The sequence below is a fragment of the Paenarthrobacter sp. NPDC089322 genome, from assembly GCF_040684895.1.
GTDB lineage: Bacteria > Actinomycetota > Actinomycetes > Actinomycetales > Micrococcaceae > Arthrobacter.
This window is the reverse complement of sequence record NZ_JBFBGW010000008.1, coordinates 1-22,692: the sequence shown is the minus strand read 5'-3', so window position 1 is coordinate 22,692 and position 22,692 is coordinate 1. Positions and strand designations below refer to the sequence as shown.

The window sequence follows — 22,692 nt, the reverse complement described above, 5'->3', positions numbered from 1 at the left end:
CTAGCCAAACAGCAGATGTGCCACCGTGAAGATCGCGAGGCCCGCCAACGCGCCGACTACGGTGCCGTTGATCCGGATGTATTGGAGGTCCTTGCCGACCTGGAGCTCGATCTTCTGCGAGGTCTCCTCGGCGTCCCAACGGGCTACCGTATCCGAAATGACGCCGGCAATGTCCGAACGGTACGTGTTGACGAGGTACCCCGCGGCGTCGCCGATCCACGCGTTGACCTTCCCCGCCAGTTCGTCGTCGTTGACCAGTCTCGAACCGAAGTCGCGGACGACGCTCTTGAAGCGGAGGCTCAGTTCGCTGTCGGGGTCCTCGACGGCGGTGAGCAGCGCATTCTTGACCGTTCCCCAAGTGCGGGACGCCAGTTCGCGGACCTCGGGGTCGCCGAGGATCTGGGCTTTGATGGCTTCGGCGCGCTCGATCATGGCGGGGTCGTGCTGCAGGTCCTGGGCAAGGTCCGTCAGGTAGGCATCGATGGACTTCCGGACTTGGTGGTTCTGGTCATTCTGCACCGCGCGCACGAACTTCAGGAGCTCGACGTAGACCTTGTCGCCCACCAATCCGTCTACAAAGGTTGGCACCCACACGGGCGAACGGTCTGAAACGAGCCTGTTCACGGTGGTGTGGTTGGCGTCTACCCAGTCGGCGGCCCGGTCCACCAGGAGGTCCACCAGCTTGTGGTGGTGTCCGTCGGCGAAGATCCGCTCGGCCATCCGTCCAACAGGCGGTCCCCAGGGTGGCGTGAGCAGGTGCTTCCGGACCATGCCTTCGATCACCGCTTGCACGTCGTCGTCGTTGAGCACCGTGAACGCGCCGCGAATCAGGGCGCCGCCTTCTTTGGCTACACGCTCGGCGCCGCCGGGACCGGACAGCCAATGGCCCACCTTGCGAGCAATATCGATGCTCGCCAACTTGTCCTGCACAACCTCTTGGGAGAGGAAGTTGCTCTCCACGAAGTCGCTCAGCGATTCACCGATCTGGTCCTTGCGGCGCGGAATGATGGCGGTGTGGGGGATCTTGATGCCCATGGGGTATTTGAACAATGCGGTCACGGCGAACCAGTCCGCCAGCGCGCCCACCATGCCGCCCTCGGCCGCCGCCCGGACATACTCCAGCCACGGGTATTCCTTCTGGAACGCGAAGGCGACCATGAATATCACCGCCATCGCGATCAGCAGGGACAGTGCCAGCCGTTTCATTCGGCGCAGCGCCGCTGCCTTTTCCTCGTCTCCCGCAGACCGGCCGACGACGGCGGACCCGGCTCGCGTGGCCGCGGAACCTGATGTTGGGGCTCGTTTGGCGTGGTTGGTGACGTCTTCGGCCGGGATTTGTTCAGAGTTCACCTGCATTAGCCCAGCGTATCCCTGTGTGCTCAGCCGCGTGGGTTAACGTGTCTGCATGACTAGCGACGACTTCGCTCCCGGCCGGCCCAAGGTCTATGCGCACCGGGGAGCCAGTGCTGCCTATGCGGAACACACCAGGGCCGCCTACCTGAAGGCAATCGCCGACGGCGCTGACGGAGTTGAATGTGATGTCCACCTGACCCGCGACCAGCACGTGGTGTTGCTGCACGATGCCAACCTTGACCGGACGTCCACGGGCACGGGGCCCGTCTCCGAGAAGACGTTGGATGAGCTGCGCGACCTGGACTTCTCCTCGTGGAAAGGCGCCCGGATCCCGGATGCCTACGGCGGAGTCGCCGACCAGTTCCTGACGTTGTCCGAGCTGCTGGACATTCTGCGTGCAGCCGGACGCGAGATTGGCCTGGCCATCGAACTGAAGCATCCCAGCCCCTATCAACTGAAACTCGAGGACAGGGTGCTGGAGCTCCTCTCCAGCGAGGGATGGGCGCCGGAGGATTCCAGGCTCGGGAACATCCAGGTTTCCTTCATGAGTTTCGATCCCGACTCGATCCAGCACCTCCTGTTGACGGTTCCCGCTCAACATGTCTGCCAGCTCGTGGACAATTTTTCCGTCCAGGAACTCCGGCAGGGCCTCGGACTTGGACCCATCACAGCGGGCGCGGTGGCCAATGTCATGAAGGCAACCCAAGCGGAGGCAGAACGTGTCCTGGATGCCGGCGAGGTTGGAATCGCCGGGCCGGGAATCGATTACGTGAGGGAGCACGCACGGAACATCCAGCGATGGCTGGAGGCCGGCAGGATCTTCAGGGTGTGGACGGTCGACTCCGAGAAAGACGTGGCACTCTGCCAAGGGCTCGGGATCCACGAGATCACCACCAACAAACCGGCGCAGGTCCTGGCCCAGCTGCAGGTTCCCAGCAGGTAGGAGCCCTGCCAAGCAGGTAGCCTGCAGCCGTTGCCGGGGGACTTTGGGGGCCGTACTGCCGTTGTGATTGAGTGGTCCCATGTCTGTGGAGCTGCGAATATGAGTACGTCCGGCGCTGCGCCCCTGAAACTGAGGGACTCGCCGGCGTTCAAAGTAGCCGTCTCCCTTAGCATCGCCACAGGCTTGTACGGCGTTTCCTTCGGAGCCCTGTCCGTGGCGTCAGGGTTCGATTTCTGGCAGACCATGGCACTGAGCCTGCTCCTGTTCAGCGGCGGCTCACAGTTCGCGTTCATTGGGGTCGTGGCTGGGGGCGGCTCCGGGGGTGCGGCCATGACGGCCAGTGCTTTGCTTGGTTTGCGCAATGGCATCTACGGGATGCAGATCAACGCGATGCTGCGACCGGCCGGCTGGGCCCGATACGCTGCGGCCCACATCACAATCGACGAATCGACGGCCACGGCATCAGGCCAATCGCACCCCGACGAGCAACGCCGCGGCTTCTGGACGGCCGGCATCGGAATCTTCATTCTCTGGAACATCTTCACCGCGGTCGGCGCCTTGGCCGGCGATGCCATGGGTGACCCGAAGCAGTGGGGCCTGGACGGTGCTGCGGTGGCCGCCTTCCTCGCCTTGCTGTGGCCGAGATTGAAGGGACGCGAGCCGTGGGCCATCGCCGCGGCCTGTGCCCTGGCCACTGTCCTTGCGGTGCCGTTCGTCCCTTCCGGTGTGCCGATTCTCGTGGCCGCGCTCGTCGCCGGAGTGATCGGCTGGTTCAGCCATGCCCGTATGGACGAGGGCCTTGAACCGGACCTGGACCCTTACGCCGGGAAACACCGGCACAACGTGGTGAAGCAAAAGCACTCTACAGAAGATCAACAGCACGGGGAGGGCCGATGAATCTCTGGCTCTGGATTCTGATCGCCTGTGCGCTCGCGTACCTCACCAAACTCGTGGGGTACTTTGTTCCGGCCAAACTCCTGGAGAGCCCACGGATCATGCACATCGCCGGGACCATGACCATTGGCCTGCTGGCCTCGTTGACCGTGGTGAATGCCCTGGCCTCAGGCCAGGGCCTGGTCCTCGATGCCCGCATCGGCGCCTTGGTAGCGGCCGCCGTCGCCCTGTGGCTGCGCGCCCCGTTCCTGGTGGTGGTGATCTCCGGTGCTGCAGCCGCGGCACTGCTGCGGTTGCTCGGCTGGGGCTAGGATCTCCGGCTGGTCAAACGCACAGCATAAAACGCACAGCGGGGGAAGTTCCTAGACCACGTCCGTGAGGGTAACTCCCGGGATGTCCGTTTGTTCCGGCAGCGGCCGCGACGGGCGCTCGGTGCGGATCGCGTCTTCAATCAGGGCCACCGGACGCTTCCATGCCTTGGACCCGGGCTCCATGGTGTCCACGGCGCCAATCAGCATGGCCAACAGCCGGACCATGTCCTCGATGGTGATGTCGCGCCGCAGCGAACCTTGGCCTTGCCCGCGTTCGAGGAGCGTGGCCATCGAACCGATCAGGCCGCCGGTAATGCCCATGAGCAGTCCGCGTCGGCCGGCGACGGCGTCAAGCAGGTTCGCGTCTTCGCTCGCCACTTGCATCACGGCATCAATGACGTTGATGAGGCCTTCTGCCGCGTCCATGCCTTCAAGCGCGGCGGTGGCAACGGGGTCTACATGTTGGCGGAGCTGCCGTGACAAGGCAGCGAGCACCAATTGTTCTTTGTCCGAGAAGTTTCGGAACAGCGTTGCCGGGCCCACGCCTGCCGTGGTGGCAATGGTCTGCAGCGGAACTTCGGGACCGTGTTCCCGGAAGCACTGCCTGGCCGCTGTGATGATTTTGTCCATGTTTCGGGCTGCGTCTGCCCTAAGGGGTTTGCGTTCATGGGGCTGTTCCATGGTTGTCAGCGTAGCAACGGAGCCGTGCTTGCCTGTTGTTACGCAGCAGTAGACCGTTATATGACAAACCGGCACGTGAAACACTGGATTTCATGTTGCTTGCATTCTCAGTTGCCCCTTCCGGCCAGCCCGCATCCGCCATCGACGGCGGACCCACCCCCGACGCTTCGGTGCACGACGCCGTTGCTGCGGCCGTCAAGATCGTCCGCGAGTCCGGCCTGCCCAATCAAACAGACTCCATGTTCACCACAATCGAAGGCGAATGGGACGAGGTCTTTGACGTCGTCAAGCGCGCCACCGAAGCCGTCGGCCGGTACGGCAGCAGGGTGAGCCTGGTGATCAAGGCGGATATCCGTCCCGGTTACACCGGAGAACTCACGGGCAAGGTGGAGCGACTGGAAAGCGCGATCGCCAAGCCCGAGTAGGCTCCTTCCTCCCCGCATATCCCTTTCAACACGGCGGAGGGGGTGCAAGACTGGGGCCCATGATTGAACACGTGGCCGAACCCGGCTGGGTTGACGTCGAGCGTTACCTGACTGACGTCGTCGTGCGTCCTGATCCCGTACTCCAGCGTGCCATCACGTCGGCAACGGAGGCGGGCATGCCGCCCATCGAGGTGGCGCCGAACGCCGGCAAGTTGCTGAAGATGCTCGTGCAGTTGTCGGGGGCACGGCGTGTCCTGGAGATCGGCACGCTGGCTGGCTTCAGCAGCATCTGGATGGCGCAAGGACTTCCCGACGACGGCCGGCTGGTCACGTGCGAATACCTCCGGAAACACGCTGATGTGGCCAGGGCGAACGTGGACGCTGCGGGTGTGGGGCACAAAGTCGACATCCGGGTGGGGGCTGCCCTGGACACGCTTCCGATGCTGGTGGGCGAGGAGCCTTTCGACTTCGTCTTCATCGATGCGGACAAGGAAAACGACGCCAACTATCTTGATTGGGCCATCAGGCTCGGCCGCCCGGGCACGGTCATCGTCATCGACAACGTGATCTGGGACGGCTCCATCCTTGAACCTGCGCGGGACGATGTGAACGCGCCCGGCATCGTCAAGGCCTTGGAGATGCTTGGGGAGGATCAACGCCTGGACGCCACGGCCATCCAGACCGTGGGGGCGAAGGGCTGGGATGGCTTCGCGATGGCACGGGTCCGCTGATGGATTTCATGATTCGTCCTGCGTTGGTGGAGGATGCCGAAGCCATGGCCATCATGCACCTGCAGTCGTGGCGCGAGAGCTACGGGCATCTGCTTCCGCCGGAGTTCTTCTCCGGGCAGGAGGCTGCCTTGCCTGACAGGATCGAGCGGTATCGCTCCTCCATCGCCACCGGCCATTCCCGGATGCTGGCCCAGGATCCCGACGGTGGGGTGGTGGGTATCGCCGCGTCCGGGCCCGGGCGGGATGAGGACAGTCCCTGCGATGTGGAGCTCTTCATGCTTTACACCCTCCAGCGCGTCCACGGCCGGGGCGTAGGCCAGGCGCTCGTGGATGCACTCCTCAGTGACGGGCCTGCCTATTTGTGGGTCCTTGACGACAACCCGCGCGCCCAGGCGTTCTACCGGCGCAACGGCTTCATTCCCGACGGTAAACGGCAGCTCTGCGACCCTTCATGGCACTCGCTGCCGGAACACCGGATGGTGCGTACCGCCGTCGGGCTTTAACTGCGGGTCCTGCGACGCCGCAGGAACCGGCGGCGGGTTGGAACAGGGACCTCGGGCTCTTCATCCACGTCGTCCAAAATGTTGGGGAGCCGGGGTACCCGGGCAAGGATGAGGCAGACCACGGTCAACCACGCAGCCGCGACAGATAACACCACCATCCACACCGACGCTCCAGGTTCCATGAGGAGAGTTTATGGTGCAATTACCAAATTCGTAAGTAGCCTTATTATTCAAGGTGGCTGCGGCCGGAATTGCGCACTGCAAGCCTCCACTAGGCTTGGAGCATGACTCAGGCAGGGCGGATTTAGTGGCGAAGCGCACCAAAGCAAGCAGGTCACAAAGATCGACGGCGGGAGTCATCGAAGTGCCCGGCGGCGCCCGGCCTGACGGTCCGGTAGCGGGCATCTACTACATCGATACCGGGGACTGCGAACTGGTTCCTGATCCCGACAACACCAACGGCTGGCTCCTGAAGATCAACGGCGTGCTGAGCTCCCACATCGACCTCGAGGATCCCCTGTTCCTGGACTTCGAATACATGCGCTGGATCGCGGCACTCGTGGAATCGCGATGGCCGCGGGAAGCCAAGCCCAAGCTTCGGGCGCTGCATCTTGGCGGGGGAGCGTGCTCCATGGCGCGGTATTTCCACGCCGCGTATCCGGATGCCCGCCAGGTGGTGGTGGAGTTGGACGGGAAGCTCGCAGAGTACGTTCGCGGCTGGTTCGAGCTGCCCAAAGCGCCGTTGATGCGGATCCGCGTCGGCGAGGCCCGCCAGGTCACGGAATCCCTCACGCCCGGCACCCGCGACCTCATCATCAGGGATGTGTTTGCCGGGGCGTTCACCCCACGCGCGTTGACCACGCGGGAGTTCGCGGCACACGCTGACTCGGTCCTCGCCCCGGATGGCCTTTACGTGGTCAACTCCGGAGATGCGCCGGACCTCAAGAACGCGCGGGCCGACGCCGCCACCATTGCTGACACGTTCGAGCACACCATGATCATCGCCGACCCGCCCATGCTGAAAGGCCGCCGCTACGGCAACATGATCATGGCAGGAAGCCACGTACCCTTCGGCGATGACCCCACCCTGGCCCGCAGGCTCCTGGGCGGCGCCGTTCCCGCGCACATTTGGGACGACGCCCAGGTGCGGGCCTTCGCTGCAGGTACGCCTGTGCGTCATGACTCTGCTTAGTCCACCGAGTTGGCATTTAATGACAGTACCCGCGCCGATGATTGTCATTAAGTGCCATCTCGGCGCCCGCAACTCAGCCCAGTAGCTCCTCCCGACGGCTTTCCGTTTCCTCCCGCAGTGCGTGGACGACGGCCGCCACTGCGGGTCGGCGCATCGAGTCGGGGCGCAGGACCATCCAGTAGGGGAGCAGCTCGGCAAAGTCGGAGGGAAGGAGTCGCACCAGGTCCTTGTGCCGATCGGCCATGAAGCATGGCAGGAATCCCACGCCTGCCCCCGCCCGGGTAGCCTCCACGTGCACAAAGACGTTGGTTGAGCTCAGGCCGTCGCGCATCGTGGGCACCAGCCTGCGCGGCGCATCGAGATCGTCCACTTGGAGCATCGAGTCCACAAAGTACACCAGTTGGTGCCGGGTGAGTTCCTCGATGCTCGTCGGTCTTCCGTTGTCGGCCAAATAAGTGCGCGACGCGTACATGCCCAGCCGGTATTCACCCAGCCTGATGGCTTCCGCACGGTGCACCTGCGGCGTCCCCACCACCACTTCGATATCCAGGCCGGAGCGCTGCTGCAGCGCCCGCCGCGTGACAGTCACGATCTCCACGCTCAACCCGGGATGCTTCTTTCTCAATCGCGCCACGGCAGGTGCCGCGATATACGCGCTGAAGCCATCGGTGGCGGTCATGCGTACGACGCCGGCAATCGGATCGGGCGCACGGTCGCTGGGTCCCAGCGTGCCCACCGCAGCTTCGACCCGCTCGGCGACGAGCACGGCCTCGGCGCCCAACTCGGTCACCTCCCAGCCGCCTGCCGCCCGCGCGAGCACCCGGCCGCCCAGCGCCTTTTCCAGCGCCGCTATCCTGCGCGAAACAGTGGTGTGGTTCAACCCCAAGGCCTGGGCCGCCGTCGTGAATTTTCCTGAGCGCGAGACGGCAAGGAGGATGAGGAGGTCGTCCGGGTTCGGATTCATATCTGCAATTCTGCACATGCTGGGTGCTTGATTGGTCATTGAGGCGCGATAAATCTGCAGCAATACTCAGTGGAGCATTTCGTGTTGTGGATCACAACACGCATCAAGAGGGCCACACACCAAAGGGCACTGTCAAAGAGGACACTGAGGAGATGGATATGAGCGTAGAGCAGCGCTCCGCATCAAAGGCCGGGAAAGACTCCGGCAAGGGTTCCGGCCTGAAGAAGATCGTCGCCGCATCCATGGTGGGAACCGTGGTGGAGTGGTACGAGTTCTTCCTGTACGCCACCGCCGCCACGCTGGTTTTCGGCAAGTACTTCTTCCCCAGCACCGGCAACGAACTGGACGGCATCATCCAGGCGTTCATCACCTACGCCGTGGGCTTTGTCGCCCGCCCGCTCGGTGGCATCGTGTTCGGCCAGATCGGCGACAAGCTTGGCCGCAAGCCTACGCTGCAGCTGACGATCGTGATCGTGGGTGTTTCCACGTTCCTCATGGGCTGCCTCCCGGGCTTCGTGGAGATCGGGTACTGGGCACCGGCCATGCTGGTGGCGCTCCGGTTCATCCAAGGCTTCGCGCTTGGTGGCGAGTGGGGCGGCGCCGTGCTGCTGGTGGCTGAGCACAGCCCCAATAAGTCCCGAGGCTTCTGGTCATCATGGCCGCAGGCAGCGGTGCCCGTGGGCAACCTCCTGGCAACCACTGTCCTGTTCGTCATGTCCAGCGTCCTCAGCAGTGAAGCCTTCCTTGGCTGGGGCTGGCGCGTAGCTTTCTGGTTGTCCGCGGTGATCGTGTTCGTCGGCTACTACATCCGCACCCACGTCACCGAGGCACCGATCTTCCTTGAAGCCAAGGCGCAGGTGGAGGAATCCAAGGCCATCAGCTACGGCGTGGGTGAAGTCATCCGCAAGTACCCCAAAGGCATCCTGCAGGCCATGGGCCTCCGCTTCGCGGAAAACATCATGTACTACCTCGTGGTGAGCTTCGCGATCGTCTACCTCAAGAGCGTCCACAAGTACGACACCTCCTCGCTCCTCCTGGCACTCCTGATCGCCCACGTCATCCACTTCCTGGTCATCCCGCAGGTCGGGCGGCTCGTGGATTCGTGGGGTCGCAAGCCCGTGTACCTCGTGGGTGCAATCACCGGAGCAGTCTGGCCGTTCTTCGCTTTCCCCATGTTCGATACCAAGAACGCCGTCATTATCGTGCTCGCCGTGACCATCGGGCTCTGTCTCCACGCGTTCATGTACGCAGGGCAGCCGGCCATCATGTCCGAACTCTTCCCAACCCGTATGCGGTACTCCGGCGTTTCACTCGGTTCCCAGGTCACCTCGATCTTTGCCGGTTCACTCGCGCCGCTGCTGGCCACCCAGTGGCTCAAGGACACCGGCTCCTGGGTTCCCACCGCCATCTACCTGGTGGTCGCCTGCGCTGTCACGGCTGCTGCGGTGCTGTCGTTGCGTGAGACCAAGGGCATCGCACTGGAGGACGTCGATAAGGCCGACGCCGAAAAGCACGGACTCGCAGTTTCCTCTGCAACCACGAAAGGCTGATCCATGGACAACTCCTTGAACGGCCGAATAGCCCTCGTAACCGGTGGGGCCAGCGGAATCGGGGCCGCCTGTGCCCGAGCGCTCGCTGCGCGGGGCGCCAAAGTGGTAGTGGCCGACGTCGATGCCTCCGGAGCTGCGGCCCTTGCCGATGAGCTGGGCGGCACTGCGTGGACGGTGGACCTGATGGACACGGACTCCTTGGCCGCACTGAACCTGGACTGCGACATCCTGGTCAACAACGCCGGAATCCAAAAGGTTGCGCCGATCGAGGAGTTCGATCCTTTGGAATTCAGGCGGATCCTTTCCTTGATGTTGGAGGCCCCGTTCCTTCTCATCCGGGCCGCACTTCCGCACATGTACGCCAACGGGTTTGGGCGGATCATCAACATTTCCTCCGTCCACGGCCTCCGGGCGTCCGCCTACAAGAGTGCATACGTATCCGCCAAGCATGGGCTTGAAGGGCTGAGCAAGGTCACTGCTTTGGAAGGCGGCGAGCACGGGGTCACCTCCAACTGCATCAACCCCGGCTACGTCCGCACACCGTTGGTGGAGCGCCAGATCGCCGACCAAGCCCGCCTCCACGGCATTCCCGAATCAGAGGTATTGGCCAAGGTGATGCTGACCGAGTCCGCGGTGAAGCGCCTTGTTGAGGTGGAGGAAGTTGCGTCGTTGGCGGCGTGGATGGCTTCCGACGACGCCGGCATGGTTACCGGTGCGAGCTACACCATGGATGGCGGTTGGTCAGCGAGGTAACCAGCCCCGCTCCCCCCGAGATGACAGTTAATGCCAATGTTCGACGCGAACATTGGCATTAACTGTCATCTCGTTGCCCGCTCAGGACCTGCTCCGCGTTTTCGTAGGCCCACGTGACCAGGGGGATAAGCAACTCTGTGAGCTCAACTCCGCGTTCGGTCAGACTGTAGTCCACGCGGGGTGGGATGACAGGCTGGGCGTCGCGGCGGATCAAGCCGTCCTTCTCGAGGGTCTTGAGCGTTTGTGCCAGCATTTTCTCGCTGATTCCGTCGGCCCGGCGGCGGAGTTCGCTCCATCGCTGCTGGCCTTCGGAGAGCGACAACAGGATCAGGACTCCCCACTTGCTGGTGATGTGGTCCAGGACAATGCGGCTCGGGCAGCCCGCGGGAAAGACTCCGTCGGCCACGCTGATGGGAAGCGGAGCGGGTAGGGTACTTACTTTCATGTCAGTACCTTACCTCAAAGTGCGTACTCTCTTTTGGGAAGTTTTTGCAATAGCGGCTCGTTGTCCACGGTGACCGCAGCAATAAAACCGTGAAAGGAAACACCCATGAGCATCGTCATCACCGGAGCCACCGGACAGTTGGGCCGTCACGTCGTGGAGGCCCTCTTGGAGAGGGAGGTTCCTGCCCGGGACATCATTGCCACAGGCCGGTCCGTCGAGAAGCTGGCCGGGTTCGCCGCCAGCGGTGTTCACGTCAGGACCATGGACTACGAGGACGCTGCCTCTGTAGCCGAGGCATTGAGAGGAGCGACCAAGGTCCTGCTGATCTCGGGCAACGCTATCGGGCAGCGTGTCGAGCAGCACCGCACCGTGATCCAGGCAGCCAAGGCCGAAGGTGTCGAACTGCTCGCCTACACAAGCGTCGCCAACGCCGGAACCACAGGGATGAAACTGGCGGCCGAGCACCAGGCCACCGAGGCCATCCTCAAGGAGTCCGGTGTCCCCTTCGTGCTCCTGCGCAACGGCTGGTACCTGGAGAACTACACCGAGCAGCTGCCCGGCACCCTGGCTCAGGGGGCGCTTGCCGGTAGCGCAGGAGATGGCAGAGTCAGTGGAGCCGCCCGCGCCGACTATGCCCACGCCGCAGCAGCCGTGCTGGTGGCCGAGGACCAAGCGGGAAAGGTCTATGAGCTGGGTGGGGATGACCCCTTCACGATGGCCGAACTCGCAGCTGAAATCAGTGCGGCAACCGGCCGGACCATCACCTACAACAACCTTCCTGCCGGCGATTACGCGGGAGTGTTGGTAGGAGCGGGTGTGCCTCAACCCTTCGCCGAGATCCTCGCTGATACCGACCTCGGCGTCGCCCGCGGTGACCTCCTGGTAACCGGCGGGGACCTGCGCAAACTGATCGGGCGCCCGGCGACCTCCCTGGCAGAAGCAGTGCGAACAGCTGCGGCATCAGTCTAGGAAACCCTCGCGAGATGACAGTTAATGCCAATGTTCGCGTCGAACATTGGCATTAACTGTCATCTGGGCGCAGTCTCGTCAACCAGTTCAGCCCGACGGAGACCCCCGCCGCGGACCCAGAGCTTGTAGGCCACGAACAAGAGCCCAAGCCAGGTTGCGCCCACGTAGAGCGCCACGCGGGTGTCCTCGAAGACGCCGAGGATCACGATCACCATTGCCATGAATCCCATGGTGAGGATCGACGCTGCAGGCCACAACGGGGAACCGAACTCCGACGCCGGGAGGCCCTTCAGTTTGATCTCGCGTTTCATGGCCACGTGCGAGGCAAGAATCATGACCCACACCCACACTGTGGCGAAGGTTGCGATCGACGCAATCAGGACAAAGACATCCTCGGGAATGACGGCATTCAGCACCACACCTACCAGGAGGATGCAGCCCATCATCACCACGGTCATCCACGGCACGCCGTGGCGGGAGATCTTGCCGAAGCTCTTGGGTGCGTGACCCTGCTGGGCCAGGCCGAACAGGATGCGGCCGGCACCGAAGATGTCGCTGTTGATTGCGCTCAGGGCTGCCGTGATCACCACGGCGTTGAGAATGTGCGGAGCGGCGGGGATGCCCAGGCCATCGAAGATCTGCACAAAGGGACTCCCGTTGCTGCCGATCTCGTTCCAAGGGAAGATGCTCATCAGCACGCCCAAAGTCAGTACATAGAACAGCAGGACGCGGACCGGCACGGTGTTGACGGCCTGCGGAATGACCTTCCTGGGGTCGGCGGCTTCGCCCGCTGTGATGCCGATCGTCTCGATCCCGCCGAACGCAAACATCACGACGGCGAACGCGGCCAAGAGCCCTTCGAAACCGTTCGGGAACAAACCGCCGTGGTCGACGAGGTTCCCCAGTCCGGGTGCCACGCCGCCGCCGTCGTTCCCGGTTTGGAAGCCGAAAACGACGATCGCCGCGCCTCCGACGATCATGGCGATAATCGCCACCACTTTGATGAGGGAGAACCAGAACTCGAGTTCGCCGAAGACTTTCACGCTTAACAGGTTCATGGCTCCGAGGAACAGGATGATCGCGAGGACCCAAATCCATCTGTCCACCTGCGGGAACCAGAAGCCCATGTAGATGCTGAAGGCAGTGACGTCGGCGATAGCCACGATGGCCATCTCGAAGACGTAGGTCCAACCGGTCACGAAGCCGGCGAACGGACCCAGATAACGGCTTGCGTACTGGCCGAACGAGCCGGAGACGGGGTGCCGAACGGCCATCTCACCGAGCGCGCGCATCACCATGAACACGGCCGCGCCGCCGATGATGTAGGCGAGCAGGACGGCTGGGCCGGCTTTTTGAATTGCGGAGGCTGAGCCGTAGAAGAGCCCCGTGCCGATGGCGGATCCGAGCGCCATGAATCGGATATGACGGACGTTGAGGCCGCGGTTGAGCGCCGTACCGGCGGCTTGGAGGACAGAGTCCTTTGGAGCCAGCGTGGTTTGTTGCATGGGTAAAACCTTCTCGTCTTTGGGAGGGGATCGCTATCCAGCAGATCACTTTTGGCGACCTTGTGATCGGTCTCACGGATGGTTGCTGTCTTCGATCGCAGACAATCGGGTGCTCCCCGAGGTGCCGATGCGTCTTATGTAGATCCTGTCGGCCGGCGAGATGACAAAGGAGGCCAGATCCAAATGGACCTGGCCTCCTCTCGATGACTCCTCGTGTGTCAGTTGAGTTTGGCGTCGGTGATGGCTCCGGATTCGAGACCCCAGGTCTCCAGGGACTTCTTGTATTCCGGGGTTTCGAGGACTGACTGGATGGCCTTCTGCATGGCCGGGGTCAGGGGGGAGCCCTTCTTCAGGCCGACGGCGGTCAGGTCGCTGGAGCCGACGTTGACGCGGCCGAGCATCGTGAAGGAGTTGGGCTGCTGCTTGGCTGCCCAGCCAAGCGAGGTGGTGTCGTAGAGGATGCCGTCGATCCGCTTGGAGTGCAGCTGGGTGAGGGCTTCCTGGATGTTGGGAAGCGTCACGGCGTTGATGGCCGGCTGTCCCTTGGAGGTGCAGGTCTGCTCGTTCAGGGCCGGGAGGCGCTTGAGCTGTCCGGTGGAGCCCTGGGTGACGGCGATGTTCTTCCCGCACAGGGTCTCAACGGTGAGTTTCTGCGGGTTGCCCGCAGCGGCAACAACGGAGGAGCCGGCCTTGAAGTAGTCGATCATGTCCAGCACCTTGAGGCGTTCCTCGGTCTTGGACATCGTGGTGGCGGTGAAGTCATAGCGGCCGCCGTCCAGGCCGGGGATGATCGTGTCGAACTTCGTGTCCACGAACTTCAGCTTCAGGTCCAGTTTCTTGGCGATGAGGCGGGCGACGTCCGGGTTCAGGCCGATCGGGGTGGTGTTGTCCTCGGCGAGGAAGGTGGTGGGTGGGTAGTGCAGGTCCATCGCGACCGTGAGCTCGCCCTTGGCCTTGAAGGACTCCGGCAGCAGCGCCACTGCAGCAGCATCAGGCTGGATGCCCTCGGAGATGTCCGTGGTGTTGTTGGTCTTTGATGCTTCCGTGGCCGTTCCCTGGCTGCCGGTCGCCGTACCGCCACAGGCGCTAAGGGCCAGCAGAACGGCAAGCCCTGCGGCCGCGGTCTGGATTTTACCTAGGGTCTTCATGGTGCTTCCCTTCAAATGGTCCGGCATGGGTAGTGCCGAATGGATGCGAGTATGGGGAGATTTCCGCGGTCAGGAGCGCTGTGATCTGGATCTCATGACCTCTACTCATATAAAACTCCTCAACTGCTCAACTGTCAACAATTGAGCAGAAGATTTTTTTGCGGCCTCGCTTTCACGCAGCGATGAGTCCATGCTGGACCTATGGCAACGCACCGCGTTTCGACGTTTGTCGCGGCCCCGCCGGAGCGGGTCTTCGCAACCTGGACCGACCTTGACCGCTTCCATGAGTGGATCGGTGGAGTCACCCGTGTGACCGACCGTTCCGGTCCGATCGACAAGCCCGGTAGCCGCTACACGGTGTGGTTTGGGCGGATGGCCAGCCCCACGGAGATCCTCGCGGTCGAGCGGCCCTGGCACCTTCGAACACGGTTCGGCAACGCGATCCTGAAGGGCGAATCCGACGTGACGTTCACAGCCGAAGGAGAGGGCACCCGCATCCGCCAGACGTTCGTAACCCGCGGGTTCGTGGCGGCAATTTTCGCGAGGATCTTCGCCACGGGGTCTTACCGCGGGAGCTTCCGGGGTGAACTGGAGGCTTTCCGGCAGTTGGTCGAGCGCGAAGCGTCGGGGCCAGGGGGCCGGCCTTCGATGCGCTAGCCCGACGCCGTCCCTATACCGTGTGGAGCTTTCGCCGGGCTGCAGCCCTGGCGGAAGATCCAGGGATAAATTTGCCAATAAACACTGCGGACACCACCCCCAGCAGGGTCATTAGGAGCCAAGGAGCAGCTGCCGTGATGGACGGTGTGGTGGCGTATTCGTACAGGGGCGCCAAAGCCGCGTTGCCTGTGACGACGGCAAGCCCTCCGGCGCTGGCCAGCATCCCGTAGTAGGCGCCGGTGGGACGCCCGGCAGAGAACTCCAGCACCAATCCCATGGCCATGGGCATCACGCACATGTTTCCGAGCGCAAGCCCTGTCACCAGCAGCATCGCGGGAAGGACCGGAAGGAGACCCGGCGGCGGGAAGACAGCCAGTGCCGTGAGGGATGCGAAGCCCAAGGCTTGAAGGGAAAACCCAAGGGGTAGCGCTGTTTCCGGTCCTGCCTTGCGCATGAGCCGTGCAATCGGCCACTGGAGGGTGATGGTGAGGAGGGAAGCGTACGCAAAGACGACAGCCAGATTGCTGGTGCCGGCACCGCTGCGTTCCAGTTCCACCGGAAGGCCAAAGTACAGCTGGTTGGCGGCCAGGAGATTCACGCTGTAGAAGGCGGCGAACCCGATGAATCTTTTCTCCCGCAGGCAGGACCAAAGGCCCGACGGCGGAACAGAGTTGGGCGGTTTGGCGGCGGTTGCGGACGCCTGGGCGGGGGTCTTGGGCAGGAAGAGCCAGAAGACTCCGGCCATCAGCGCAAAGACTGCGGCTCCTGTCAGGAGGGAGGTGTCGAATCCGGTATGGAGCAGAAGGGAACCCAGCAGGGGGCCGACAACGGCGCCGACCTCACCGCAGACCACCACCAGGGCAAAGAGCGAGGATCCTTTGTTCTTTTTGCCCGTGTCCTGGTCGCCGGGGCCGTCCGCAGTGTTGTTCGTGGTGGAATCCCGGGCAGCGGCCGCGCCCACGAGGCTTTGGAGCGCTGGGGAAAAGAGTGCTCCGCCAATCCCCGTGACTACGGCCCCGATGAGAAACATCGGAAAATCCGTTGCCCAGGCCAGAGTGAGAAACCCGGCGATACGTACCAGGCATCCCATGATCATCGACTGCCGGGCGCCCCATTTGTCGGAAAGCGCACCGCCGAAGAGGAACAGGCCCTGTTGGGCGAAAGTACGTGCGCCCAGGACGATTCCGATTGCCATGGCGCCCATGCCGAAGTCATCCCGCATGGCAACCGCGAGAAAGGGCACTACCGCGTAAAAGCCGATGTTGAAGATGAGTTGGCTGGACAGCAGCAACTGCGCCGCCGGTTCAGCGTTCCCCTCGCGACCCCGGGCGCGCTTTGCCGTAGGCCGCCGCATTGTTGTCACTCTCACCTAAGGCTCACGAAGTGGTGCACGGGCTGGTCCTCTCGGGTTGCTGAATGAGGTCAATTTTATCAAGAATCATTCGCATTAAAGAGTGGGTGACCATCATGTGAGACGTCTATGGAGGTATGCGGAAAGGGAGTGCCTTCTCTGGGAAGAAGGCACTCCCTTTGCGGCTTTTGCCAGCCGTCAGCTGGGACGGATGAACTCAGCGCAGGACCTTGAAGGCCCGCTCCAAGGCGTCGATCAGGCGGTCTGCATCAGACATGGAGAATGGCATCGGGGGACGCAGTTTCAGGACATTGCCTTGGGCGCCCGATGCTGAAATGAGGATGCGCTCCTGCCGAAGCCTGTTCACGATGGCAGATGCCGTGTCTCCATCGGGTGTCAGCGTCGCACGGTCGGTGACAAGGTCAACGCCCACGAACAGTCCGCTTCCCCGGACTTCCGCAACTTGCTCCAAGCCCTGGGTGACCTGCTTCAACTCGGTAAGGATCTTCCCGCCTACTTTGAGCGAGTTTTCCATCAAAGACTCTTCGCGGAGCACATCCAGGACTGCCTGTGCTGCCGCGATGGCAACGGAGTTTCCGCCGAACGTGTTGAAGTAGCGGATGTTCTTGCCGAACTCCTGGAGCAACTCCGGCTTGAAGACAGCTGCGGCGATGGGGATTCCGTTACCCATGGGCTTGCCCATGGTGACGATATCGGGAACGATTCCGTGGCGTTGGAAGCCCCACCATTCTTCACCTGTCCGGCCGAAGCCCGGCTGGACTTCGTCGGCGATGTAAAGCCCGCCTGCTGCATGGACTTCTTCCACAATGGGGCGCAGGAAGCCCGTGGGGCCGGCGAAGATGCCATCCGACGAGAAAATGCTGTCCGCAATAAAGGCGGCCAGGCCAATTCCGTGACGGTGCAGGTCTGCGATGGCGCTGCGAACTTGTGTCCGCAGGTGCTCCTCCAGGGTTTCGTTGTCTGAGGAGTAGCGGAGAGCATCGGGGGCGTCGATGACCCTGACATTGGCGCCCAAGGGCACGCCAACGCCCAACGAGGGGGAGAAGGATGCTACTTCTGCGGTCAGGCCGTGGTAAGCCCCGGACGTGACGATGATGCCTTGGTGGCCTGTCGCATACTTGGCCACGCGCATGGCAAGGTCATTCGCCTCGGAACCCGTGCAGGTGTACATGACATGGCCGAGCGGCGAGGGGAAGGTGGAAAGGAGTTGCTCGGAGTAATCGAGGATCGACTCCTGGATGTAGCGCGTATTGGTGTTCAGGGTCTGCATCTGCTCGTGGACCGCGGCAACGACGCGGGGGTGGGCATGGCCCACGCAGGGGACATTGTTGTAAACGTCCAAATACTCGTTTCCGTCGCGGTCAAACAGTGTGACGCCTTTGCCGCGAACCACTTCCACCGGCTCATTGTAAAAAAGGCGGTAACCGGGTCCGAGACTCTTTTCCCGCCGTCGAATGCTTTTCTGGACTTCATCCGGCAGTTCCCCGACGCGATCGGGATCAAAGCCGTTGACCATGGGTTTGGACGGCTTGCGGATGGTCTCCGAAGAGATGGCCATGGTGACTCCTGGGCTAGGTAGCGGGTTCAGAGTGTAAAGGGGATACGTGGCGCAGGCGATGCTGCTGTGGCGGCGAGCCGGTCCCAGTCCGTCTTGGAATGGGAGAGGAGGTAATCGCGTGTCTCGGGGCGTAGGATTGCGCGCCATTGCGAAATCAAGGCCCGCAGGAGAAGCCGGGCCGGCGCTGTCACAGCCAGGGCCTCAAGCTCGTGGACAGGCAGGGGTCGGGCGGTCCGGTAGCCGTCCATGATGCCGAGTGCGTGCTCCCATGGGTGGTTGGGATCTGTGCCCAAATGGTTGGCCATGGCAACACTGATGTCGAAGATCACCGGAGTGCGGACGACGTCACCGAAATCGATAACCCCGGTCACGAAGCCTGGATCCTGGGGATTGACGAGTACGTTGAACGGGCTGAAGTCTCCGTGCACGACCTGGGATGTCAGGGTGTCCAGAAGCGGAACCACCGTGGTGTCGAACTGGTCGAAAATGCTTTCGGCCAGATCGCGCTTTTGTTTCTCCTCGACATGCTCCAGAAGAGGGCGCATCCGGTGAAAATGCTTCAGGTCCCAGAGAAGCATCCGGTCAGCGCGTGGATGATCGAAGTCCTGCAGGGCGTAACCCAGGTGCGCGAGCGCCGATCCACAGAGTTGAAGTTGGCCAGGTGATGCCGCGTGGTTGGCGAGAAGGTTTCCAGGCATGAAACGCATTACCCGAAGGACCCGGTCATAAGGCCCCGTGAATGTCGGGAGGTGAACTTCGGGGCGTCCTTCGAGGCTCTTGACGAGTCGTTGCACGGGTAGCTCGGGCGCAGCGCGTTCGACGTGCTCCATGCATGCGGTTTGGAGGTGCACGATGGCCGGGTCTTCGTCGGGGGAGGAGATTTTGACGAGGTAGATCTCGTCTCCGCTGTGCAGGCGGAACGTTTCGTCCTTCTCCGTGGGAATCCGGGAAAGGGTTCCCCTCAGGCCGTAGAACGATTCGAGAAGCTGCAGCACCGCCGGGTCGGGGAGCTGAATCTGTTCGGCGAGAAGCCCGCTTTCATTGGCAACGGCGTCGATAAATTCAGAGTCAGTTCTGACGTCCATGTCACAGGCTCCACTCAGTTTGTTCTACTGTTCAACAGTAAACAGTATGACAGCTTCGCTAGAGTCTGGCAATGAACCAGGGCGCCAGCGGAGACGTCAGCTCGTCGAGTGCCTCTTGGCGATGATCTGCCGGATGACATCGCGGTATTCAATGATGGTTTCCGACACTACCTTTTCGGCCAGAACCGGATCCCGGGACTCCAGGGCCGCGATGATGTTCTCGTGTTCCGCCTCCAGGGCGTCCGGATCTTCATACTCGTGTTTCGCAGTGGAGAGCACGTACATGAAGTAACGGAGCTCCGTAACCAGCTGTTGGTAGAAGGTTATTAACTTCTGGCTGCCGAGCAGGCCAACAATGGCCGTGTGGATCGCAAGGTCCTTCTCTACGATCTTGAAGGGATCCCCGCTTCTCAGGACTGCCCGGAATTCCTCCATGGCTTCATGGACCTCGGTAAGGGACGTGCTTTCGGTAATGCTGCGGGCGGCAGTGGTTTCCAAGTAATAGCGGGCGTTGTAGACGTCCATGATTTCGGCGTCGGTGGGGTCCCACACCATGGCGCCGTGATTCGCGCGGTGGCGGATGAGCCCCCCCGCCTGGACAATACGGACAGCTTCGCGGACCGTATTGCGGGAAAGTTGAAGGTTATCCGCCAGGACGCTTTCCCGGAGTCTTTCGCCCGGCTTCAGTCTCCCGTTGAGGATCATGGCAGTGAGACCGTCCGCCACCTGCTGGACGGTGGACGAATGAACTATCTCAATCTGCTGGACCATGCCCCAATCCTACACAGATCGTCGACTGTAGGGCAGTTGACCATAATTAGCCGGCGCCTTTTCCATGCTCACCAGCCTGCTTCACGAGTTCAGCCAGATACGGCCTCTGCCCTTTGTGAAACACCATGCCTTCAGGAAGACCCTGGACGATTGGAACGGAGTCGGCGATATCGATGGTGATCCGACCGCCAGCCATGGGGGCGTTGCTGATGTGCAGGTCGCCGTAGGATTCCGGTAGAACGGGATCCATCCAGAATCCCCCACGTGAAACGTGGGTGTCATACCGCATCAGGCTTGTTATGAGCTGCAAGGGTGTGGTTGCTGCCCATGCCTGGGGAGAGCATGCCGTTGGGTAAGCCACAGGCTCGGCGAACTGTTCACGGCTGAAGCCGCAAAACAACTCCGGAAGGCGGCCCCCCGAGAAGTCGGCAGCCTCAAGCAAAGCAGTGGAGATCCGTTGTGCTTGCTCCACGAATCCGTAGCGGAGCAGGCCGGCCACAATTACGGCATTGTCATGCGGCCAGACCGATCCATTGTGGTAACTGGCAGGGTTGTAGGCGCCCATGTCGGTGGCGAGGGTGCGGATGCCCCAACCGCTGAACATTTCCGGAGACATGAGATGTTCGGCTACATCGGCAGCTTTGTCCTCGTCCACGAGACCCGTCCACAGGCAATGGCCCATGTTCGATGCCTTCGCGTCGACCTGCCGCTTCTTTCCGTCCAGTGCGATGGCGAAGTAACCGCGTTCCGGGATCCAGAACTGTTCGTTAAAACGCTTCTTAAGTTGAGCCGCTTCATCGGCGAGCCTTGCACCCAAAGCCGTGTCACCGGCGTCGTAGGCTATCCAGGAACGCGCCATGAAGGCGTCGTAGACATAAGCCTGGACCTCACAGAGGGCGATCGGGCCTTCTGCCATAGTGCCGTCAGCGAAATTGATGCCGTCCCAGGAGTCCTTCCAGCCTTGGTTGAGGAGGCCTCTCGGATTGAGGCGTTCGTATTCCACGAATCCGTCGCCGTCCCGGTCGCCGTAGTTGCGGATCCAGTCGAGTGCGCGGTCGGCGTGGGGGAGCAGGGCAGCGATGGTGTCTTTTGCAAAGCCCCACCGGCTAACGGTTCCAAGGATGGTCACGAACAACGGGGTGGCATCGACGCTGCCATAGTAGATGTGCTTACCGCCAAGTGACAGGCCGCTGGAGACATCGAGCCTGACCTCATGGAGGATTTTGCCGGGTTCCTCCTCACTGATGGGGTCCACCACGCTGCCTTGACGGTCTGCGAGGGTCTGAAGAGTGCCAAGGGCAAGGGAGGGGTCCACCACCACGGCCATTTCTGAGGCCCACAATGAGTCGCGGCCGAACAGCGTCATGAACCAGGGTGCCCCGGCGGCTACGACCACACGCTCGGGGTGGTTGGGATCCTCGATTCGAAGGGCGCCAAGGTCGTCATAGCTTCGCCGGAGTGTCCGTTCGATGGAGTGGTTTCCCATATGAATCCTGGGGATCTTTGCCACCCACTCGAGGTGCCGGCGGTCGCGCGGTGAAAGGCTCCCCTTTTCGGTCGGGTGCATGAACGACGGCGGCGGGGGACTTGCGGCGTCACTGCTGGGGACGACCGTGAGAATCGTACTCCACTGGCTGCGTGCTCCCACGGACACGCGGTACGACAAAGCGTCCTGCGTGACGTCGGCGCCCGGAGCCTGCACCACGATGCCCTTCCTGATGTCCTGCCATGTCCCGTTGATCGCCAGCGAATCGCCGTCGACGCTGCGCGTTTGCTCCCAGCGACGCTGGATGCGAGCCTCCTTGACCTCGAAGAGATCGGCAAAATCCGCTTCGGGCCGTATTGAGATCACGCATTCGGCCGGTTCCAAAGAAAAGTTTCGAACGGTGATTTGTTCCTGGATGCCGGCACCGACTTCTCGTAGCCGTTCCACGATCAGCGGGCTGTCGGCGTAGCCGTCCGATCTGATGACCCGCCCCGCAAACAGTGCACGGTACGGTTCTTTGATTTCCGCGGCGAGTGGCTCAAGCGGCTGGTCGTCCACCGTGAGGCTCCAGCGCGACAGGATACGGGTGTCTTGATAGAAGGTTCCATGCGGCAATTCCGCATGCATGTCTCCATTCGGCAGGGAGATGCAGAACGACGAGCCCTCCACCAAGGTGACGGTTCCAGGTCCAAGCGGCCCGGCCGCCGTGTCTGCGTTCCACCCAGCCATGCCGGCCTCCTCGAAGAAAACCAAACCACCCCGCGGATCACTTGCGCGCTGCGGTCATGTTCCCTCGACGCTACTCTTGCTTGCTTCGGGATTCCACAGGCCAGCGCGCCTCCCGCGTCAGTGGCGTATCCCGAGCTGCAGGTTGACGACAACCAGAACGGAGGCCAAGGCAAGCAACCCGGCAGAGAGTTGGAGTAGCGAGGAGCCATGGGAGCTTCTCCGATGGCCCCTTCGCACCGACCGCCGCGGCGCCTGCACGAAGCTGAGTGCACTGGTGAGGAGTCCGGCGGCGATGAGCGTTATCAGGCTAAGCATCATCTCTTCATGGACACTTCCTGCATTTCGTGCAGGTCGCGTCCATGGTTTAGAGGACCTGCTTCAGGAAGGCTTGGGTGCGGGGTTCTTGGGGGTTGGTGAGGATTTGTCGTGCGTCGCCGCGTTCGACGACTACTCCTTCGTCCATGAAGAGCAGGGTGTTGGCGACTTCGCGGGCGAAGCCCATTTCGTGGGTGACGACGACCATGGTCATGCCTTTTTTGGCGAGGTCTTGCATGACGGCCAGGACTTCGCCGACTTTTTCGGGGTCCAGGGCTGAGGTGGGTTCGTCGAAGAGGATGATGTCGGGGTCCATGGCCAGGGAGCGGGCGATCGCGACGCGTTGTTGTTG

Annotated in this window: 24 protein-coding genes; 11 read left to right on the top strand and 13 right to left on the bottom strand. The window is 62.2% G+C overall.

Annotated features, from left to right (window positions below):
• Positions 1-1,356 (bottom strand): DUF445 family protein, encoded by a 1,356-nt coding sequence (locus tag AB0N65_RS10330; RefSeq protein WP_364160781.1) that lies wholly within the window; start codon positions 1,354-1,356, stop codon positions 1-3.
• A gap of 49 nt (positions 1,357-1,405) precedes the next feature.
• Here AB0N65_RS10330 and AB0N65_RS10325 point away from each other — a divergent pair, with 49 nt between their 5' ends.
• The 3 genes from AB0N65_RS10325 (at position 1,406) to AB0N65_RS10315 (ending at position 3,501) form a co-directional block, all read left to right on the top strand.
• Positions 1,406-2,296 carry a glycerophosphodiester phosphodiesterase family protein gene (locus tag AB0N65_RS10325; RefSeq protein ID WP_364160779.1) on the top strand — a complete coding sequence of 297 codons (891 nt, stop codon included), beginning with the start codon at positions 1,406-1,408 and terminating at the stop codon, positions 2,294-2,296.
• 99 nt (positions 2,297-2,395) lie between these two features.
• Positions 2,396-3,193: an AzlC family ABC transporter permease gene (locus AB0N65_RS10320; protein WP_364160777.1), complete on the top strand. Its 798-nt coding sequence runs from the start codon at positions 2,396-2,398 to the stop codon at positions 3,191-3,193.
• Positions 3,190-3,501: an AzlD domain-containing protein gene (locus tag AB0N65_RS10315; RefSeq protein WP_364160775.1), complete on the top strand. Its 312-nt coding sequence runs from the start codon at positions 3,190-3,192 to the stop codon at positions 3,499-3,501. Before AB0N65_RS10320 ends, AB0N65_RS10315 begins: the two co-directional genes overlap by 4 nt.
• Before the next feature lie 51 nt (positions 3,502-3,552).
• On the opposite strand, the gene AB0N65_RS10310 is transcribed toward AB0N65_RS10315, so the two are convergent.
• The gene (locus tag AB0N65_RS10310; RefSeq protein ID WP_364160773.1) at positions 3,553-4,182 is read right to left on the bottom strand and encodes a helix-turn-helix domain-containing protein; all 630 of its coding nucleotides are present in this window, start codon (positions 4,180-4,182) and stop codon (positions 3,553-3,555) included.
• Between the two features lie 92 nt (positions 4,183-4,274).
• On the opposite strand from AB0N65_RS10310, the gene AB0N65_RS10305 reads away from it, so the two are divergent.
• The 3 genes from AB0N65_RS10305 to AB0N65_RS10295 are packed head-to-tail and all read left to right on the top strand — an operon-like array spanning position 4,275 to position 5,841.
• Positions 4,275-4,607: a thiamine-binding protein gene (locus AB0N65_RS10305; RefSeq protein WP_364160771.1), complete on the top strand. Its 333-nt coding sequence runs from the start codon at positions 4,275-4,277 to the stop codon at positions 4,605-4,607.
• A 59-nt stretch (positions 4,608-4,666) separates the two neighbouring features.
• Positions 4,667-5,338, top strand: coding sequence for an O-methyltransferase (locus tag AB0N65_RS10300; RefSeq protein WP_364160769.1), 672 nt, complete (start codon positions 4,667-4,669; stop codon positions 5,336-5,338).
• Positions 5,338-5,841 carry a GNAT family N-acetyltransferase gene (locus AB0N65_RS10295; protein WP_364160767.1) on the top strand — a complete coding sequence of 168 codons (504 nt, stop codon included), beginning with the start codon at positions 5,338-5,340 and terminating at the stop codon, positions 5,839-5,841. The genes AB0N65_RS10300 and AB0N65_RS10295 overlap by 1 nt, the downstream gene beginning before the upstream one ends.
• On the opposite strand, the gene AB0N65_RS10290 is transcribed toward AB0N65_RS10295, so the two are convergent.
• Complete coding sequence (locus AB0N65_RS10290) at positions 5,838-6,023, bottom strand: hypothetical protein (RefSeq protein ID WP_364160765.1); 186 nt, start codon at positions 6,021-6,023, stop codon at positions 5,838-5,840. The genes AB0N65_RS10295 and AB0N65_RS10290 overlap by 4 nt on opposite strands.
• Before the next feature lie 125 nt (positions 6,024-6,148).
• Between AB0N65_RS10290 and AB0N65_RS10285 the strand changes: the two genes are divergently transcribed.
• Positions 6,149-7,033, top strand: coding sequence for a fused MFS/spermidine synthase (locus AB0N65_RS10285; RefSeq protein ID WP_364160763.1), 885 nt, complete (start codon positions 6,149-6,151; stop codon positions 7,031-7,033).
• A 73-nt stretch (positions 7,034-7,106) separates the two neighbouring features.
• Here the strand turns inward: AB0N65_RS10285 and AB0N65_RS10280 are convergent, their stop codons facing one another.
• Positions 7,107-7,997 (bottom strand): LysR family transcriptional regulator, encoded by an 891-nt coding sequence (locus tag AB0N65_RS10280; protein WP_364160761.1) that lies wholly within the window; start codon positions 7,995-7,997, stop codon positions 7,107-7,109.
• 158 nt (positions 7,998-8,155) lie between these two features.
• Here AB0N65_RS10280 and AB0N65_RS10275 point away from each other — a divergent pair, with 158 nt between their 5' ends.
• Positions 8,156-9,547, top strand: coding sequence for an MFS transporter (locus AB0N65_RS10275; RefSeq protein ID WP_364160759.1), 1,392 nt, complete (start codon positions 8,156-8,158; stop codon positions 9,545-9,547).
• A gap of 3 nt (positions 9,548-9,550) precedes the next feature.
• Positions 9,551-10,300 carry a 3-hydroxybutyrate dehydrogenase gene (locus AB0N65_RS10270; RefSeq protein WP_364160757.1) on the top strand — a complete coding sequence of 250 codons (750 nt, stop codon included), beginning with the start codon at positions 9,551-9,553 and terminating at the stop codon, positions 10,298-10,300.
• Between the two features lie 58 nt (positions 10,301-10,358).
• On the opposite strand, the gene AB0N65_RS10265 is transcribed toward AB0N65_RS10270, so the two are convergent.
• Positions 10,359-10,745, bottom strand: coding sequence for a helix-turn-helix domain-containing protein (locus tag AB0N65_RS10265; protein ID WP_364160755.1), 387 nt, complete (start codon positions 10,743-10,745; stop codon positions 10,359-10,361).
• A gap of 105 nt (positions 10,746-10,850) precedes the next feature.
• On the opposite strand from AB0N65_RS10265, the gene AB0N65_RS10260 reads away from it, so the two are divergent.
• Positions 10,851-11,714 (top strand): SDR family oxidoreductase, encoded by an 864-nt coding sequence (locus tag AB0N65_RS10260; protein WP_364160753.1) that lies wholly within the window; start codon positions 10,851-10,853, stop codon positions 11,712-11,714.
• A gap of 59 nt (positions 11,715-11,773) precedes the next feature.
• Here AB0N65_RS10260 and AB0N65_RS10255 read toward each other — a convergent pair whose 3' ends face one another.
• Together AB0N65_RS10255 and AB0N65_RS10250 are read right to left on the bottom strand one after the other, a co-directional pair.
• A complete protein-coding gene (locus tag AB0N65_RS10255) occupies positions 11,774-13,219 on the bottom strand; it encodes an amino acid permease (protein ID WP_364160751.1) in 1,446 nt (481 codons plus the stop codon).
• A 218-nt stretch (positions 13,220-13,437) separates the two neighbouring features.
• A complete protein-coding gene (locus AB0N65_RS10250) occupies positions 13,438-14,367 on the bottom strand; it encodes an ABC transporter substrate-binding protein (RefSeq protein ID WP_364160749.1) in 930 nt (309 codons plus the stop codon).
• 201 nt (positions 14,368-14,568) lie between these two features.
• On the opposite strand from AB0N65_RS10250, the gene AB0N65_RS10245 reads away from it, so the two are divergent.
• Complete coding sequence (locus AB0N65_RS10245) at positions 14,569-15,024, top strand: SRPBCC family protein (RefSeq protein WP_364160747.1); 456 nt, start codon at positions 14,569-14,571, stop codon at positions 15,022-15,024.
• A gap of 13 nt (positions 15,025-15,037) precedes the next feature.
• Here AB0N65_RS10245 and AB0N65_RS10240 read toward each other — a convergent pair whose 3' ends face one another.
• From AB0N65_RS10240 to AB0N65_RS10215, 6 genes are all read right to left on the bottom strand, one after another.
• Positions 15,038-16,378, bottom strand: a complete 1,341-nt coding sequence (locus AB0N65_RS10240) for an MFS transporter (protein WP_364161037.1) — start codon at positions 16,376-16,378, stop codon at positions 15,038-15,040.
• Between the two features lie 214 nt (positions 16,379-16,592).
• Positions 16,593-17,954, bottom strand: coding sequence for an aspartate aminotransferase family protein (locus tag AB0N65_RS10235; RefSeq protein WP_364160745.1), 1,362 nt, complete (start codon positions 17,952-17,954; stop codon positions 16,593-16,595).
• 26 nt (positions 17,955-17,980) lie between these two features.
• Positions 17,981-19,039 (bottom strand): phosphotransferase, encoded by a 1,059-nt coding sequence (locus AB0N65_RS10230; RefSeq protein ID WP_364160743.1) that lies wholly within the window; start codon positions 19,037-19,039, stop codon positions 17,981-17,983.
• 96 nt (positions 19,040-19,135) lie between these two features.
• Complete coding sequence (locus AB0N65_RS10225; protein ID WP_364160741.1) at positions 19,136-19,810, bottom strand: GntR family transcriptional regulator; 675 nt, start codon at positions 19,808-19,810, stop codon at positions 19,136-19,138.
• 46 nt (positions 19,811-19,856) lie between these two features.
• A complete protein-coding gene (locus tag AB0N65_RS10220; protein WP_364160739.1) occupies positions 19,857-22,025 on the bottom strand; it encodes a glycogen debranching N-terminal domain-containing protein in 2,169 nt (722 codons plus the stop codon).
• A 364-nt stretch (positions 22,026-22,389) separates the two neighbouring features.
• Positions 22,390-22,692: ATP-binding cassette domain-containing protein (locus AB0N65_RS10215; protein WP_364160737.1), on the bottom strand; the 303-nt coding region annotated here is incomplete at its 5' end.

What these genes read in the sequence shown, in the direction of transcription:
- AB0N65_RS10330 (WP_364160781.1), bottom strand. Translation starts at nt 1,356, where the DNA reads ATGCAGGTGAACTCTGAACAAATCCCGGCCGAAGACGTCACCAACCAC.
- AB0N65_RS10325 (WP_364160779.1), top strand. Translation starts at nt 1,406, where the DNA reads ATGACTAGCGACGACTTCGCTCCCGGCCGGCCCAAGGTCTATGCGCAC.
- AB0N65_RS10320 (WP_364160777.1), top strand. Translation starts at nt 2,396, where the DNA reads ATGAGTACGTCCGGCGCTGCGCCCCTGAAACTGAGGGACTCGCCGGCG.
- AB0N65_RS10315 (WP_364160775.1), top strand. Translation starts at nt 3,190, where the DNA reads ATGAATCTCTGGCTCTGGATTCTGATCGCCTGTGCGCTCGCGTACCTC.
- AB0N65_RS10310 (WP_364160773.1), bottom strand. Translation starts at nt 4,182, where the DNA reads ATGGAACAGCCCCATGAACGCAAACCCCTTAGGGCAGACGCAGCCCGA.
- AB0N65_RS10305 (WP_364160771.1), top strand. Translation starts at nt 4,275, where the DNA reads ATGTTGCTTGCATTCTCAGTTGCCCCTTCCGGCCAGCCCGCATCCGCC.
- AB0N65_RS10300 (WP_364160769.1), top strand. Translation starts at nt 4,667, where the DNA reads ATGATTGAACACGTGGCCGAACCCGGCTGGGTTGACGTCGAGCGTTAC.
- AB0N65_RS10295 (WP_364160767.1), top strand. Translation starts at nt 5,338, where the DNA reads ATGGATTTCATGATTCGTCCTGCGTTGGTGGAGGATGCCGAAGCCATG.
- AB0N65_RS10290 (WP_364160765.1), bottom strand. Translation starts at nt 6,023, where the DNA reads ATGGAACCTGGAGCGTCGGTGTGGATGGTGGTGTTATCTGTCGCGGCT.
- AB0N65_RS10280 (WP_364160761.1), bottom strand. Translation starts at nt 7,997, where the DNA reads ATGAATCCGAACCCGGACGACCTCCTCATCCTCCTTGCCGTCTCGCGC.
- AB0N65_RS10275 (WP_364160759.1), top strand. Translation starts at nt 8,156, where the DNA reads ATGAGCGTAGAGCAGCGCTCCGCATCAAAGGCCGGGAAAGACTCCGGC.
- AB0N65_RS10270 (WP_364160757.1), top strand. Translation starts at nt 9,551, where the DNA reads ATGGACAACTCCTTGAACGGCCGAATAGCCCTCGTAACCGGTGGGGCC.
- AB0N65_RS10265 (WP_364160755.1), bottom strand. Translation starts at nt 10,745, where the DNA reads ATGAAAGTAAGTACCCTACCCGCTCCGCTTCCCATCAGCGTGGCCGAC.
- AB0N65_RS10260 (WP_364160753.1), top strand. Translation starts at nt 10,851, where the DNA reads ATGAGCATCGTCATCACCGGAGCCACCGGACAGTTGGGCCGTCACGTC.
- AB0N65_RS10255 (WP_364160751.1), bottom strand. Translation starts at nt 13,219, where the DNA reads ATGCAACAAACCACGCTGGCTCCAAAGGACTCTGTCCTCCAAGCCGCC.
- AB0N65_RS10250 (WP_364160749.1), bottom strand. Translation starts at nt 14,367, where the DNA reads ATGAAGACCCTAGGTAAAATCCAGACCGCGGCCGCAGGGCTTGCCGTT.
- AB0N65_RS10245 (WP_364160747.1), top strand. Translation starts at nt 14,569, where the DNA reads ATGGCAACGCACCGCGTTTCGACGTTTGTCGCGGCCCCGCCGGAGCGG.
- AB0N65_RS10240 (WP_364161037.1), bottom strand. Translation starts at nt 16,378, where the DNA reads ATGCGGCGGCCTACGGCAAAGCGCGCCCGGGGTCGCGAGGGGAACGCT.
- AB0N65_RS10235 (WP_364160745.1), bottom strand. Translation starts at nt 17,954, where the DNA reads ATGGCCATCTCTTCGGAGACCATCCGCAAGCCGTCCAAACCCATGGTC.
- AB0N65_RS10230 (WP_364160743.1), bottom strand. Translation starts at nt 19,039, where the DNA reads ATGGACGTCAGAACTGACTCTGAATTTATCGACGCCGTTGCCAATGAA.
- AB0N65_RS10225 (WP_364160741.1), bottom strand. Translation starts at nt 19,810, where the DNA reads ATGGTCCAGCAGATTGAGATAGTTCATTCGTCCACCGTCCAGCAGGTG.
- AB0N65_RS10220 (WP_364160739.1), bottom strand. Translation starts at nt 22,025, where the DNA reads ATGGCTGGGTGGAACGCAGACACGGCGGCCGGGCCGCTTGGACCTGGA.